Raw genomic sequence first — 13,011 nt, forward strand, 5'->3', positions numbered from 1 at the left:
GCCCATGGAACGGACATGCGTCATCTATGAGAGCACCTACGGTTCGACGGAGGAGGTCGCCGGGGCGATTGCGATGGTCCTCGGCCCCGCACGCACCGTCCGGACAACGGAATTCACGGCGGCGATGCGGGAATTCGACCGCTTTGTGATCGGCACCCCGATCTACAACGGCGATCTCTCCCCCCTCATCCGGGAGTTTGTCAGGGCCAATGCCGGTTGGCTGACGCACAAACCGGTCGCCTTCTTCTGCACCGCCTTAAACCCGGCACGTGGGCGGGACTACCTGAAGGAGGTTCGGGAACTGGTCGACCCGGAGGCGCCTCTCGTGGCATTCGGCGGACGCCTCCGGGTGGACCGCCTCAGCCGCGACGACCGCACCGCCCTCTCCCTGTATGCCAGAAAGACCGGATGGGACCTCTCCGACCGCGACCTCATCGACATGAATGCGGTCACCGCCTTTGCCCTGGCCCTCAGGGAGCGGGGCGAAAGGGAGGGGCAGATGGGAGAGGGGGAGATCAGGGAACGGGTCCGGACCTATCTGGCGACGCACCGCACCTGCGTGATCTGCACCGCCCATAACAACCGGGTGCGGGCGACGCCGGTCGATTACCTCTTCGCCGATGACGAGAGCACCATTTTCAGCGAAGGGGGCGAGAAGTTCGTCCACCTCCTCTGCAACCCGGTTGTGGGCCTGGCCGTCTATGACGACCACACCGGCAGGGAGGATGTCAGCGGTCTGCAGGTCACCGGAACGGCCCGGATCCTCAGGCCCGGCGAACCGGGACACGAGGAGGCACTCAGGGTGCGGGGGATCACAGCAGGAGATCTCGATATCGACCTGAACGTGATCCGGGTCCACCCCGAACGGGCCGAACTCCTGAACGCCGCCTTCAAAAAGGAGGGGTATGGGTTCAGGCAGGTCTGCCGGTTTGCACCGGATCAGCCTTCGCCGCACGGATGAAGGCGAGGACCTTCGCCCGGTCCTTGACGCCGGGGGAGACCTCCACACCAGAACACACATCGACCGCATAGGGATGCAGCGACACCGCCGACCCCACGTTCCCGGGCGTGAGACCGCCGGCAAGGACCACCGGCAGGGGGCAGCGTTCCAGAAACCGCCGGGCGACGATGGGGTCAAAGGCCCTCCCTCGCCCCATACTCTCGTCCACAATGTATGCATCCGTTTTTCCGGGGAAGGGCGGCATCCGTCCCCCTCCCACGGCCCGGATCACGCGCACCGGCGCATCCTCATCCACCTGATGAGGATAAAAGATCTGCACCGCCGTCGGACGGAGGGCGATGATGGCCGCCAGGTCTGCCGCCGAGGTGGTGTGGGTGACGACCACCGTGGCCGTGAAGGGGCCGACGGCAGCAAATATCTCCCGCGCCCGCCGTTCGTCAATCGAACGGGGCGAATCCGAATACATCACCACACCGACGGCGTCCGCCCCCGCCCTGGCTGCAAACGCCGCATCCTCAGGGGAGGTCAGCCCGCAGATCTTCACCCTCATCTCACGCACCTCTTCAATCATTACTTCTCTTGCGCCGCGCACCAAAAACATGCGGATGCACCGCAGAAGAGGTCTGGAGGGGTCAGTCCTCCTTCACCCGGTATTCTGCATCCACATACTCCTCCCCCTGTTGCGGCCCTCCAGGGCGCTGGGCCGTTCCCCCATAGATCGACGCCCCGGCCTCGCCAAGCACCTTCCTGAGGCGGTCGGTGGCCGAGCGTATCGCAGGGAGATCGGTGCCAGCCACGGCCTCTTTCAGGGAGGCGAGAGCGGCATCGAGGGCGTCCTTCTGCGCACCCCCCATCTTCTCGCCCAGGTCGGCGAGGGTCTTTTCCGTGGTGTAGATGAGGGAATCGGCATCATTGCGCACTTCAGCCTCCTCCTTTCGTTTTCTGTCCTTCTCCTCGAAGGTCTGCGCCTCCCGGATCATCCGCTCCACCTCGGCGTCCGGGAGTTTTGTGGAGGCGGTGATGGTCATCCGCTGCTCCTTTTCGGTGGCGAGGTCGCGTGCCGAGACGTTCAGGATCCCCGAGGCATCGATATCGAAGGCGACCTCGATCTGCGGCACGCCCCGCGGCGCCGGCGGGAGACCGACCAGATTGAACTGACCAAGGCTGGTGTTGTCGGGCGCCATCGGGCGCTCTCCCTGGAGGACGTTGATCGTCACCGAGGTCTGGAGATCGGCGGCGGTGGTGAAGACCTGACTGGCCCGCGTGGGGATGGTGGTGTTGCGCGGGATCAGGGCGGTCGTGACATGGCCAAGGGTCTCGATGCCCAGGGTGAGGGGGGTGACGTCCAGGAGGACCATGTCGGTGATCTCGCCCGCCAGGATCGCCCCCTGGATCGCCGCACCGATGGCGACGCACTCCATGGGATCGACGCTCCGTTCTGGTTTTTTGCCGGTATGCTCCTCGATGAAGCGTTGGACGCACGGCATACGGGTGGGGCCGCCGACCAGGATCACCCTGTCGATCCCGTCCTTCGCGATTTTTGCGTCTGAAAGCGCCTGATCAAGGGGTGCGGCGCAACGGTCGATGACCGGGGCGACGATCTGTTCGAGTTTCGCCCTGGAGAGTTTCATGGAGAGGTGCTTTGGACCGCTCGCCGTGCCGGTGATGTAGGGGAGGGTGATCTCGGTCTCCAGCGCCGTCGAGAGTTCGATCTTCGCCTGTTCGGCCGCTTCTCGCAGGCGTCCAATCGCCCGGGTGTCCTTTTGCAGGTCAATCCCCTCCTGCTTCCTGAAATCCTCCGCGATCCAGTCGACGAGCGCCGCATCCATATCGGTGCCGCCGAGATGGGTGTCGCCGGCGGTCGAGATGACGCGGAAGGTCCCCTCTCCGAACTCCATGACGGTGACGTCCAGCGTCCCGCCGCCGAAGTCGAAGACCATGATCTTCTGCTCCCCGCCCCGGTCCAGCCCATAGGCCATCGAGGCGGCGGTGGGTTCGTTGATGAGGCGCACCACCTCAAGCCCGGCGATCGTGCCGGCGTCCTTTGTGGCCGTACGCTGATTGTCGTTGAAGTAGGCGGGGACGGTGATCACCGCCTTTGTCACCGTTTCGCCGAGATAGGCCTCGGCGTCCCTCCGGATCTTCTGGAGGAGGAAGGCGGAGATCTGCTGGGGGGTGTAGTCCTTCCCGAAGATGCGGTAGCGGTGGTCCGTGCCCATCCGCCGCTTCGCCGCCATCACCGTCCCGTCAGGGTTGGTGAGCGCCTGTCTTCGTGCCGGTTCGCCGACGAGCATCCCTCCTTCTTTCGTGAAGGCGACAACCGACGGGAACATCTTGCCCGCATAGGTCGATCCCTCTGCCGAGGGGATGATCGTCGGTTTCCCGCCGATCATCACCGCCGCCTGACTGTTCGAGGTGCCCAGGTCTATCCCGATGATCTTCTCCTTCTGCATGAACCTCTCCCCACATTCCTGTGTTTTCGCACCATCGGTGTGTGCAGGGAGATAAGGGTTGCTGTCCGCCGGACTCCCCCCCCAAAAGCGCCCCAAACAGCAGCATAAATCCTAAAAACAGAGAAAAATCGAATATTTTTTCTATTGAGGGACATCACAGTACACCACTGCCGATTAAGGCCCTTATAGAGCCTTTTCCAGGCGCGATTCAGTCGCCCGCACGGCAGTTCAGGCTGCGAATAGACATTTGCAGCGTGTACATCAAATATACGTGGAGGATCTGCGATGATACGGAACAATCACTCTCTGATCTACCTGTGTGCCATTCTGGGCATATGTTTCATTCTCACATGCGGCTGTACGAACGGGGATTCCTCACCTCAGGATGGAGATACCATTCCACCGGAAGGTGCAGATACCCCCCAGGAACCGGATTATGCAGACACCGGGAACTGGCTCTCATTGCCTTCAATAGACAATGAAGTGGACGTATTTTACGTCTACCCGACGGTCAGCAGCAATTCAAGCGGCTTCATGGACATCGAAAGCACAGAAGAGCGGGCGCTGGCACAGGGGATTTTCACGGCACAGGCAAGCGTCTACGAATCGCATGCCAACGTCTTCGCCCCGTACTACCGGCAGATGTCGACGCAGGTGACGATGGGACCCGACGAACTTGCGACCGATACCGAGGAGTTCAAGCGGGGCGCCGCCGACGTGGAGCGGGCCTTTGACTATTACATCACCAACCTCAACCAGGGACGTCCGTTCATTATCGCGGGCCACAGTCAGGGGACGATGGCATTGATCGAACTGATCAAAAACCGTTTCGGGGACGACGAGGACCTCCGCACCCGCCTGGTTGCCGCCTACCTGATTGGATACACCGTCACAGACGCCGACCTTGAAAAGGCGGGACTGACGGCGGCAATGGGCGCAAACGATACAGGCGTCGTGATCACCTACAACACGCAGTCTCCGACCTCTGAAGGCGGTCCCATGCTGATGGAGGGCGCACACTGCATCAACCCGCTCACCTGGCGCACCGATGACGAATACGCCCCCGCCTCAATGAACCTGGGTGCACGCTTCTACAACGACACCACCGGCGAGTTCATACGCGAGGTCGAACACTACTCGGACGCCCGGATCAACGCCAAAACGGGAGCGCTTCAAACGACGATACCAGAGGGCGAAGACCTGGATATCGGTCCGTATACAGAGGGCGTCTACCACCGCTACGACTACGCCTTCTGGTATCGGAACCTGGAAGAGAATGTCGGCGACAGGATCGATGCATACCTGAACACCACGGCATGAGGGGTCAGATGACGGAGACACCAACGCTTGAAGACCTGCGGGGACGGGAGCTCGGGGTGCCGGTCACCCTTCCCCCCTTCATCCCGGAGAGGGACGTGCCGGCGGCGCCCGACTACGCCGACCCGAAGACCTGGATCAGCCTGCCCGCGCACTTCAGCACGGAACAACAGCCCGTGGACGTGTTCTGGGTCTATCCCACCGTTCTTTCCGATACCTCAACCTATCTGATGGATACCGCCGATCCCGTCCTGCGAGAAAAGGCGTCCTGGACCCTGGTGGAGCAGGCGAGCATATTCGACGGACAGGCGAACATCTACGCCCCCTATTACCGGCAGAACAACGTGAAGATCAACCCCCTGATGCTGACCGATGCGGCGCCGATCTTCGACCTGGGGCAGGGGGACCTCATCGCCGCCTTCAGATATTTTCTGGAGCACTTCAACCGCGGGGAGCGACCGATCATCCTGGCCGCCCACAGTCAGGGGTCGGTCAGGGTCGTCGAACTCTCGAAGGCCGGAGAACTCCTGACCGGCGATCCGGCATCGCTCGAACAACTCGTGGCGGCATATGTCATCGGCTACTCCATCACCGGATCCGACCTGGACACAAACCCGCTCATGCGGATCGCCCGGAGTGCGGGCGAGACGGGGTGCTTTATCACCTACAACACCATCTCGGACGCAGAGGGCAAGGAGCGGGAGGCGCCGACCGTGCGACAGGGATCGGTGGTGGTGAACCCCCTGACCTGGAGGACCGACACCGCATTCGCACCCGCATCGGCAAATATCGAGGCGGCATTCTTCAGGCACGAGGATCCAGCAAAACCCGTGAGATACCGGAACTTTGCGGCGGCACAGGTGGTGGACAACGCCCTGGTGATCACGGACATCTCCCATCCCGAAGAGTTGCCGGCGACGAGTGTCACCTTCCCGGAGGGGGTCTATCATATGTACGACTATGCGATCTTCTACGAGAACCTGAGAGAAAATGTCGGAGAGCGTATCCGCGCCTATTTCAGGGAACGGAACTGAACACCCCTTTTAAACCATATTTTTTTATCCCTTCCGACGATGGAGGCTCCGCCATGAGAATGGCGGTGCAGGACCGGACCCCGGGATCACCGGCATGCCTGTATGGGCGGCAGTGTGTGGAGGAGGGGGGCACCCTCTTCGAGACCACCGCAGGGGTGTTTGCCGATGCGGTGATCTCGGGGCTGATGGAGGCGAAGGGGATCGATGCCGGGGAGGTGTGGGACGTGCATGCACGGAAGGACAGGACGCTCGACGGACACCGGTGCGCGGAGCGGCACAGGCCCCCACCCCCCTATGATCCGTCAATCCCCCGCACAACCTCTATCACCCCCGCCGTCCTCCAGACAACATATGGGAGAGGACACCTACTGGAAGGCGGAGATCGAGACGATGGATCGCTCAGACCTCGACGCCCTCGTGGATGAACGGGTGCGCTCCACGGTCCGCTACGCCGCCGAGCATTCCCCATTCTACAGGAAGTGGTTTGCCGCCCACGCCATCGACCCCTTATCCGTCACCTGCCACGAGGACCTCCTCGAACTCCCGATCGTCTCGGGTCAGACGATCAGGGACAACCAGCCCCCGCTCATGGACGAGTTCGCCTTCCGCTCGGCGGACTGGGCGGACGTCTACACCATCCACGAGACAAGCGGCACCTCCGGGGTGCCGAAATCCTTCTTTCTCACCTGGGACGACTGGACCCGCTACGCAGAGAAGTACGCCCGGGCCTTCACCATGGAGGGGCTGACGGCCGGCGACCGTCTCGTCGTCTGCGCCTCCTACGGCATGAACGTCGGGGCGAACACCATGACGCTTGCCGCGCATGACATGGGCCTCTCGGTCATCCCGGAAGGGAAGTGCACCTTCCCGGTCAGGGTGATCACCTCCTACCGCCCGACGGCGATCGTCGGCAGCGTGTTCAAGCTCCTCAGGCTGGCCCGGCGCCTCGATGCCGGGGGGATCGCACCCAGAGATTCGGGCGTGCGCCGCCTTGTCATCGGCGGGGAGAGCTTTGCCGAGGAGGCGCGCGCCTACCTGGAGGAGGTCTGGGGGTGCCCGGTCTACAACACCTACGGCTCCACCGAAGGTACGATGTGCGGGGAGTGCAGGGTAAAAACCGGACTTCATTGCCCTGAAGACCTCGTCCACGTCGATCTCTACGACCCCTCCCTGGGGCGGTTCGTGCGGGACGGCGAGGACGGTCGGCTGGTGCTGACCACGCTCATCCCGCCGGGCGGAAAAACAGGCACCCTTCTCATCAACTACGACACCGAGGACTGGAGCCGGGTGGTGGACCGCGGCACCTGTGCCTGCGGACGAACGCATATGAAGATCCATCCCCCCTGGCGCGAGGCCGAGAGCGTCCTCCTCCATGGCTGCAGCCTCAACCGCATGGAGATCGAGGGCGCCGTCTTCCAGCCCGAACACATGAAGAGCATCACCGGCGAGTACGAGGCATTCATCTATGGCGACGAGAACGAGACGACGGTGCGCGTCAGCATGGAATGCACCGATCCGTCGGGGATCGACCGAACATCCATTAAAAATTCTTTCCTCAACGCCCTTTTCTCCGAAAGAAGCGACCTGCAGGAGATCTACGAGGACGGACAGATCGCCATCATCTTCAACTTCACCCCCCCCGGCGGACTCGAACTCGCCAGCATCCGGGGCCGCCCGAAACGGCTGGTTGACCGGAGGTAGATGACATTACCTGCGGGAAAATGTTAAATAGACAGATTTAATATCGGCGGCGACAACACCATGAACAGCCGGAGGCGCGGGGCACCCCATCGTGGACCTCCTCCCGGCCCAATTTCTGGCACAGACACCATCGTTTCCTTTTTTTAAGCCACAAAAATAAGAGATTGGATTCAGATTTACGCCAGGATGGGCTTACCGTCCTCTGCGCGCAGGCTGCTCCGGGTCCAGATAACCTCGCTGGCCTTCACCGCATAGGACCTGAGATAGAAGAGCTCCACGCCCTTCAGGTCTGCGGGGGCAACAACGTCCTGCGGGACGACCAGCAGCGCCTTTTTCACTGCCATTTTCTTGGAGGAAAGGGCATTGGCCCAGGAATTCATGAGATCAATCTCGGCGTCCGAGATTTCTGCTGCGATCCTGACATTCACCAGAATGCATTCTTTTTTGCCGGGGAGCCTGCGGACCAGGACATAATCGGGTTCTGCACCATCGAGGGACGGCTGCTGTTCCAGGATCCATCCTTCATCGGCCCGGTACGCCTTCTTCAGGTCGCGCTCAACCGAATTGTAAAAACCTTCCTTACACGCACCCATTGTGATTTCACTCTCAATACCTATTCCACAGGCAACATTAAAAGCATTTTTCAATGAACGCCGGACCGATCCGCATCTTCATCCCCGCGGCCGACAGAGAGATCGGGATGAACGGACAGTGGAGACGCGAAATCTCACCCGGCATGACGGTGGACATTGTGTTGAAGGCCGATCAGCGCTCCGGAAAAAGGACCCGGGGGGTCGTCGCCACCATCCTCACCAGGTCTGCACACCACCCCCACGGCATCAAGGTGAGACTGCGTGACGGGCGAGTGGGCAGGGTCTGTGCCATCATCCCTTCAGACGAGCAGGACGGCGACAAAGGGGATCGTCAGGGTGCAGAAGAGCGTTGAGATGAACACTCCCTGCGACGCCAGCTGCGTATCGGCCCGGTACTCCTCGGCAAGGATTGCCGCATTGGCCGCGGCAGGCATCGCCGCCATGACCACCGGGATGCCGAGCAGGTAGGGGTCATGGATAAACGGTGACAGGACCGCCCAGACAACGAGCGGGAGGAGCAGAAGGCGGGCCCCGCTCACCACATATACCCGCCACCCGGCAAAGATCTCCGAGGGTTCGATCCGTGCCAGCATTGCCCCGATGACAATCATCGAGAGGGGGGTCGTCACCGATCCCAGCGCCGTGACCGCACCGCTCACGGCCACCGGCAGGGAGATCGGTATGACGAAGATCAGGAACCCGATCAGGACGGCGATAATGCCGGGATTGAGCAGGATGACCGGATCGAACCGACCCTCATCACCGCCGCGGTGGCGCGTGAGCAGGATGATCCCGACCGAGAACACCAGCAGGTTGAAGGGCAGATTGAAGATCGCCGCATAGAAGAGGCCTTCATCCCCGAAGATCGTCTGCACCACCGGAAAACCCATGAAACCGGTATTGGAGAAGAGCAGCAGGAAGGCGTAGGTGCCCTGCTCTGCCAGGGGTGCCCGGATCAGCAGCGGCAGGAGCAGGGCGATCACGAGCGAGACCCCATAAAAGATGCCGGTGATGACGAGCATCCCCCCGCAGGCAGAGAGGAGATCGGCGCTGAAGGGGACCATCATTGAGGAGATGATCAGGGCCGGAAGGGCGCAGTTGACCAGAAAACGACAGGTGCCGGTCGTCATCGCATCGTCGATCACGCCAGAGCGGCGGGCCGCATACCCGGCGCAGACAAGAAGAAACAGCGTCAGCACCTGATTGAAAACACCGAAATATTCCATGACCCACCTGAAACCGGCACCGAACACCGGGAGATGAGTGTATAGGTTGGACGTCAGAGGCATAATACCTCCTCAATGCCCCAATGAGTCAACCCATAAGCATTAACAATAGAAAATAATAAGTGCATTTGCGTTGACATTGATCCCGGGTGATACCACGCATTACTTTGAAGATGAGACTGTACTTCACCTCTATCTCTCAGTAAAGGACGCCAACGAACCAATGATCAACGAAATTCAGCGCGATGCGATTGAGATCCTGGTCGACAAGGCACGCTCAGGCAACAGCGAGGCGGCAACGGCACTCAGGGAACTCATCAACGCCCCCATGATCCACCCCCTGATCAGGGAGCAGATCAGATACAGCGCTGGCGGTCTTGCCCGCTGAAATGTGTTGGCATACATACCGTAACACGGGTCAATCAATTCTACTCTAAAAGAAACTCCCATCATCCGGACCGGTGCCCCGCCGGTCCCACCACCCTTTCACTCTTCTGAAATGATTTCCCATACAGAATCGATCGGGCGCGGTACCCGGTGTTATACCATGCGAGACAATCAAGAGAACAAAAAAATATTCAGCGCCGGGAAACGGCAATCGCCGCATCCACGATCGCCCCGAGGGCATCGACATCCCACCGCTCGGAACTGAGCACCAGATCATAGACCGAGAGGTCATCGATGTCGATCCCATAATAGGTCCGATAGCGTGCCCGTTCGCAGGCCTGCCGCTCCTCGGTATGGAGACGTGCTGCTGCCTCGTCCTCACCATCACGGCTTGAGATGCGCCCTGTCCGACACTCGATCGAGGCGGCGAGCCAGATCCTGATATCGGCGTTCTCCACCATCCACCCGGAGAGACGCCCCTCGGCGATGATATCATCCGAGGACTCCGCCGTCTCCTTCTGCCGGGCATCGATGAGTTTATCGACCGAGGGATCGGATTCTGCAAGCCGCCCGAAATCGCCAAGGGACATCGAACGCTCTGCTGCAAGCGCACGGAAGAACTCTCCGGCCGAAATTGTCCTGTAGCCATGACGGGTGGCCAGATACCGCGCAAGCGAGGTGGTGCCGCTGCCCGGGGGTCCGCTGATGGTGATCCGCACCCTACAGCCCCCCGATATTCAGCGACTTCCGGATCACCTGACTGATTGTCAGGGAACAGATCATATACCAGAGGATCCAGAGCGGGAAGAAGAGCAGCACCGTCTCCTGGAAGGTCATCATCCCGGCAAACGGCATCGTCATTGTCTGGGTGACACCCGGGAGACGGTAGAGGAGCCAGAAGAAGATGGGCACCGACACCAGCAGGATATAGGCCATCGGCTGGAACTGCTGCTTGGAGAGCTCCATCTGCTCCTGCATCATGCGGTCCCGCTTCGTCTCCAGTTTCTTCAGTTTCTTCTCGTCGCCGCCGAGCTGGGCTTCCCTGAACTCTGCCTGGAACTCCTTCATCCGCGCCTGCACCCGCTGCATCTTCTCATAGTCGATGGTATATTTCTGGATCAGCGAGGAGTACAGACCGGTGATCGCGGAAAGGATCATAATCAGCACAAAGATCGGAATGCCCAGGTCATCCACCAGCGGACCGAAGATCACGTCCATCGCCCCACCGACGCCATCACGCACAAACGGAATGCCATATGAGAACATCATCAGCATCGTGATGACAATCGCAATCGTGCCGCCATGATCCTTCAGCGCCATGCTCACCTCAGGACCTGGACCATCGCCTCGACGGCGTGTTCGAGGAGGAAGTTCTCATTGCGGACGATCTGGACGGTGCACCCGGTCATCATCGCATATGATGCTGCAAAGGCGCGGTTGATCCCCTGATGGTCGGCGATGCCGCGGCCGCCCTCCGCATCGCGCCGCCGGGTTTCATCGCCCATCCGGCGCATCAGGATCTGGTCCTCGTCGGTTTCGACGAGCACGACGGTGTCCGGCTTGATTGCAGTGAGCACCCATTCAGGCAGACCGGGGAGGTATCCTGCCGGCGTCTTCACCGAGGCATGGGTATCGACGATAATATTGCCCTCCATCGCACCGATCCGCTCGCCGGCAAGGCGCTGGAGGTTCTTCTGGACGTCGCGGCCAAGGTTGCGCATCTCATCGCGGTCCTGGACAAAACCCTCGGCCTTTGCCGTCTCGAACATAAATGAGCCGAAATTGACGGCGGTGTAGAGGACATTCTCCTCTGCACACCGCTTCATGGATTCTTCGATGACCGTGGTCTTCCCAACGCCGGGAACACCGGTGATCACCACTCTCTTACCTGACATCTACTCTCTCCCAAAGAACTGTCGCATGAACGGATACATCTCCATGATCTGCTCACTGGCCACTTCTTCATAGAGACGATAGGTGATACTGACCGTCAGCAGCAGTCCTGTACCACTCACTGCACCTATGACACCAAAGAGGTTTGCAAATACGCTCAACAGCCCGATCAGGACACCACCGATAACGGTTACCCTCGGGATATAGCGGTCGAGGTATTTAATCAGCACCTGGGTGTTCCGGCGGTAACCGGGGATCTGCATGCCGGAGAGCTGGATCTGCCGGGCGACGTCCTTCGAGTCGAGACCGGCGGTCTTGATCCAGAACAGGGCAAAGATGGCGCCGCCGACGATCATGAAGAACATGTCGATGCCGAGGCGGAGAATGATCTCCCAGGGGGCGTGGCCAAGGTCCTGCACCCACCACATCCAGTCGGTGGGCCCGTTCACCGGTGCGAGATACCACATCAGACCGTCCACCGGGGTCTGCCCGTCGAACCTGCCGAAGATGGTGATGCCGGTATTCGAGAGGAACATGCCGATCATCTGGATATTTGCCTGGAGCACACGGACCAGGATCATCGGCAGGACACTTGCATAGATCAGTTTCACAGGGAACCTCGCCCGCGCACCGCGCACGCGGGCATGGGCGAGCGGGATCTCGATACGCGTCGACTCCACATAGACGACGATCAGGAATATGGCGATCGTCGTCACGAAGGCGAGCAGATCGGTCCCGAAGTACTGCAGATAGTTGCCGCCCGAGACGCCGATGGCGAAGAGGCGCGGGAAGAAACCCACCGGATAGGGATCGGAGACCGCCGTCCAGTTCAGGAATCCGTTCACCAGACTCTGCGAGATGCCTGCGATGATGAAGAGTCCGACACCGGAGCCAAGACCCCACTTGGTGACGACCTCGTCCATCAGAACGATGAGGACACCACCCAGACAGATCTGCAGGAAGATCAGGAACGAGAGCGTAAAGGTGTTCCCGCCGAAGAACGCTGCTGCAATGGTCGGATCAGGGATGAGAAAACCGCCGAAGAGGTTCGGCGCCGCTTCCAGTATGATCATCACCACGATGAGCAGCTTCTGGAGCCCCATATACATGACCTGTCCCCTGACCTCACTGGTGTCGATCGGGATCAGGTCCGCACCCTTGAGGAGCTGGAGAACGATGGACGCGGTGACGATCGGTCCGATACCCAGGTGCACGATCGACCCGTTCGCCCCGGCAAGCAGTGCACGGTAGTACAGGAACACGTCCTGAGAACTGGGATCAAGACCGAACACAGGAATATTGGTCAAGAAAAAGTACAGCAGCAAAATTGCAGCGGTCCACAGCAGTTTGTTCTTGAAGTGGACATGGCCTTCCGGAGACTTTACCGACGGCATCGCCGCAAGCAAAGGCTCCATTCTATCCAGCAGATTCCCCATGGTTTCACCA

General features: G+C 60.4%; 15 protein-coding genes. 7 read left to right on the forward strand and 8 right to left on the reverse strand.

Features of this window, described 5'->3' with window-relative positions:
- Positions 1-4 precede the first annotated feature (4 nt).
- A complete protein-coding gene (locus tag CUJ86_RS00355) occupies positions 5-961 on the forward strand; it encodes a flavodoxin domain-containing protein (protein WP_165394707.1) in 957 nt (318 codons plus the stop codon).
- Here the strand turns inward: CUJ86_RS00355 and CUJ86_RS00360 are convergent.
- Together CUJ86_RS00360 and dnaK are read right to left on the reverse strand one after the other, a co-directional pair.
- Positions 912-1,532 carry a phosphoribosylanthranilate isomerase gene (locus CUJ86_RS00360; RefSeq protein WP_130645584.1) on the reverse strand — a complete coding sequence of 207 codons (621 nt, stop codon included), beginning with the start codon at positions 1,530-1,532 and terminating at the stop codon, positions 912-914. The genes CUJ86_RS00355 and CUJ86_RS00360 overlap by 50 nt on opposite strands.
- A gap of 61 nt (positions 1,533-1,593) precedes the next feature.
- Positions 1,594-3,414, reverse strand: coding sequence for a molecular chaperone DnaK (dnaK, locus tag CUJ86_RS00365; RefSeq protein WP_130645585.1), 1,821 nt, complete (start codon positions 3,412-3,414; stop codon positions 1,594-1,596).
- Between the two features lie 462 nt (positions 3,415-3,876).
- Between dnaK and CUJ86_RS00370 the strand changes: the two genes are divergently transcribed.
- From CUJ86_RS00370 to ftsA, 4 genes are read left to right on the forward strand one after another with little or no spacing between them, the layout of a single operon-like run.
- Positions 3,877-4,734, forward strand: coding sequence for a DUF3089 domain-containing protein (locus CUJ86_RS00370; RefSeq protein WP_328590921.1), 858 nt, complete (start codon positions 3,877-3,879; stop codon positions 4,732-4,734).
- Positions 4,735-4,742: 8 nt separating this feature from the next.
- Complete coding sequence (locus tag CUJ86_RS00375) at positions 4,743-5,765, forward strand: DUF3089 domain-containing protein (RefSeq protein ID WP_235855534.1); 1,023 nt, start codon at positions 4,743-4,745, stop codon at positions 5,763-5,765.
- A gap of 53 nt (positions 5,766-5,818) precedes the next feature.
- Positions 5,819-6,190, forward strand: coding sequence for a hypothetical protein (locus CUJ86_RS00380; protein WP_130645588.1), 372 nt, complete (start codon positions 5,819-5,821; stop codon positions 6,188-6,190).
- Positions 6,117-7,466, forward strand: coding sequence for a coenzyme F390 synthetase (ftsA, locus tag CUJ86_RS00385; protein WP_130645589.1), 1,350 nt, complete (start codon positions 6,117-6,119; stop codon positions 7,464-7,466). Before CUJ86_RS00380 ends, ftsA begins: the two co-directional genes overlap by 74 nt.
- A 176-nt stretch (positions 7,467-7,642) precedes the next feature.
- Here the strand turns inward: ftsA and CUJ86_RS00390 are convergent, their stop codons facing one another.
- Positions 7,643-8,059 (reverse strand): hypothetical protein, encoded by a 417-nt coding sequence (locus CUJ86_RS00390; protein ID WP_130645590.1) that lies wholly within the window; start codon positions 8,057-8,059, stop codon positions 7,643-7,645.
- A gap of 53 nt (positions 8,060-8,112) precedes the next feature.
- Here CUJ86_RS00390 and CUJ86_RS00395 point away from each other — a divergent pair, with 53 nt between their 5' ends.
- Positions 8,113-8,412, forward strand: a complete 300-nt coding sequence (locus CUJ86_RS00395) for a YwbE family protein (RefSeq protein ID WP_235855535.1) — start codon at positions 8,113-8,115, stop codon at positions 8,410-8,412.
- Here CUJ86_RS00395 and CUJ86_RS00400 read toward each other — a convergent pair.
- On the reverse strand, positions 8,359-9,285 hold the full coding sequence (locus tag CUJ86_RS00400; protein WP_130645591.1) for an AEC family transporter: 927 nt from the start codon (positions 9,283-9,285) through the stop codon (positions 8,359-8,361). The two genes, CUJ86_RS00395 and CUJ86_RS00400, sit on opposite strands and share 54 nt — an antisense overlap.
- A gap of 223 nt (positions 9,286-9,508) precedes the next feature.
- Here CUJ86_RS00400 and CUJ86_RS11715 point away from each other — a divergent pair, with 223 nt between their 5' ends.
- A complete protein-coding gene (locus tag CUJ86_RS11715) occupies positions 9,509-9,673 on the forward strand; it encodes a hypothetical protein (protein ID WP_165394708.1) in 165 nt (54 codons plus the stop codon).
- 190 nt (positions 9,674-9,863) lie between these two features.
- Here the strand turns inward: CUJ86_RS11715 and cmk are convergent, their stop codons facing one another.
- Genes cmk through secY form a run of 4 tightly spaced genes read right to left on the reverse strand, consistent with a single transcriptional unit; the run spans position 9,864 to position 13,001 of the window.
- The gene (gene cmk, locus CUJ86_RS00405; RefSeq protein ID WP_130645592.1) at positions 9,864-10,391 is read right to left on the reverse strand and encodes a (d)CMP kinase; all 528 of its coding nucleotides are present in this window, start codon (positions 10,389-10,391) and stop codon (positions 9,864-9,866) included.
- Between the two features lies 1 nt (position 10,392).
- Positions 10,393-10,992, reverse strand: a complete 600-nt coding sequence (locus tag CUJ86_RS00410) for a DUF106 domain-containing protein (RefSeq protein ID WP_130645593.1) — start codon at positions 10,990-10,992, stop codon at positions 10,393-10,395.
- A 2-nt stretch (positions 10,993-10,994) separates the two neighbouring features.
- Positions 10,995-11,567, reverse strand: coding sequence for an adenylate kinase (locus tag CUJ86_RS00415; protein ID WP_130645594.1), 573 nt, complete (start codon positions 11,565-11,567; stop codon positions 10,995-10,997).
- Positions 11,568-13,001, reverse strand: coding sequence for a preprotein translocase subunit SecY (gene secY, locus CUJ86_RS00420; RefSeq protein WP_130645595.1), 1,434 nt, complete (start codon positions 12,999-13,001; stop codon positions 11,568-11,570).
- Positions 13,002-13,011 lie beyond the last annotated feature (10 nt).

Origin of the sequence: Methanofollis fontis, assembly GCF_004297185.1 — an archaeon.
GTDB classification, from domain to species: domain Archaea; phylum Halobacteriota; class Methanomicrobia; order Methanomicrobiales; family Methanofollaceae; genus Methanofollis; species Methanofollis fontis.

Coding starts and splice junctions, on each gene's coding strand:
- CUJ86_RS00355 (WP_165394707.1), top strand. CDS start 5: ATGGAACGGACATGCGTCATCTATGAGAGCACCTACGGTTCGACGGAG.
- CUJ86_RS00360 (WP_130645584.1), bottom strand. CDS start 1,532: ATGATTGAAGAGGTGCGTGAGATGAGGGTGAAGATCTGCGGGCTGACC.
- dnaK (WP_130645585.1), bottom strand. CDS start 3,414: ATGCAGAAGGAGAAGATCATCGGGATAGACCTGGGCACCTCGAACAGT.
- CUJ86_RS00375 (WP_235855534.1), top strand. CDS start 4,743: ATGACGGAGACACCAACGCTTGAAGACCTGCGGGGACGGGAGCTCGGG.
- CUJ86_RS00380 (WP_130645588.1), top strand. CDS start 5,819: ATGAGAATGGCGGTGCAGGACCGGACCCCGGGATCACCGGCATGCCTG.
- ftsA (WP_130645589.1), top strand. CDS start 6,117: ATGGGAGAGGACACCTACTGGAAGGCGGAGATCGAGACGATGGATCGC.
- CUJ86_RS00390 (WP_130645590.1), bottom strand. CDS start 8,059: ATGGGTGCGTGTAAGGAAGGTTTTTACAATTCGGTTGAGCGCGACCTG.
- CUJ86_RS00395 (WP_235855535.1), top strand. CDS start 8,113: ATGAACGCCGGACCGATCCGCATCTTCATCCCCGCGGCCGACAGAGAG.
- CUJ86_RS00400 (WP_130645591.1), bottom strand. CDS start 9,285: ATGGAATATTTCGGTGTTTTCAATCAGGTGCTGACGCTGTTTCTTCTT.
- CUJ86_RS11715 (WP_165394708.1), top strand. CDS start 9,509: ATGATCAACGAAATTCAGCGCGATGCGATTGAGATCCTGGTCGACAAG.
- CUJ86_RS00410 (WP_130645593.1), bottom strand. CDS start 10,992: ATGGCGCTGAAGGATCATGGCGGCACGATTGCGATTGTCATCACGATG.
- CUJ86_RS00415 (WP_130645594.1), bottom strand. CDS start 11,567: ATGTCAGGTAAGAGAGTGGTGATCACCGGTGTTCCCGGCGTTGGGAAG.
- secY (WP_130645595.1), bottom strand. CDS start 13,001: ATGGGGAATCTGCTGGATAGAATGGAGCCTTTGCTTGCGGCGATGCCG.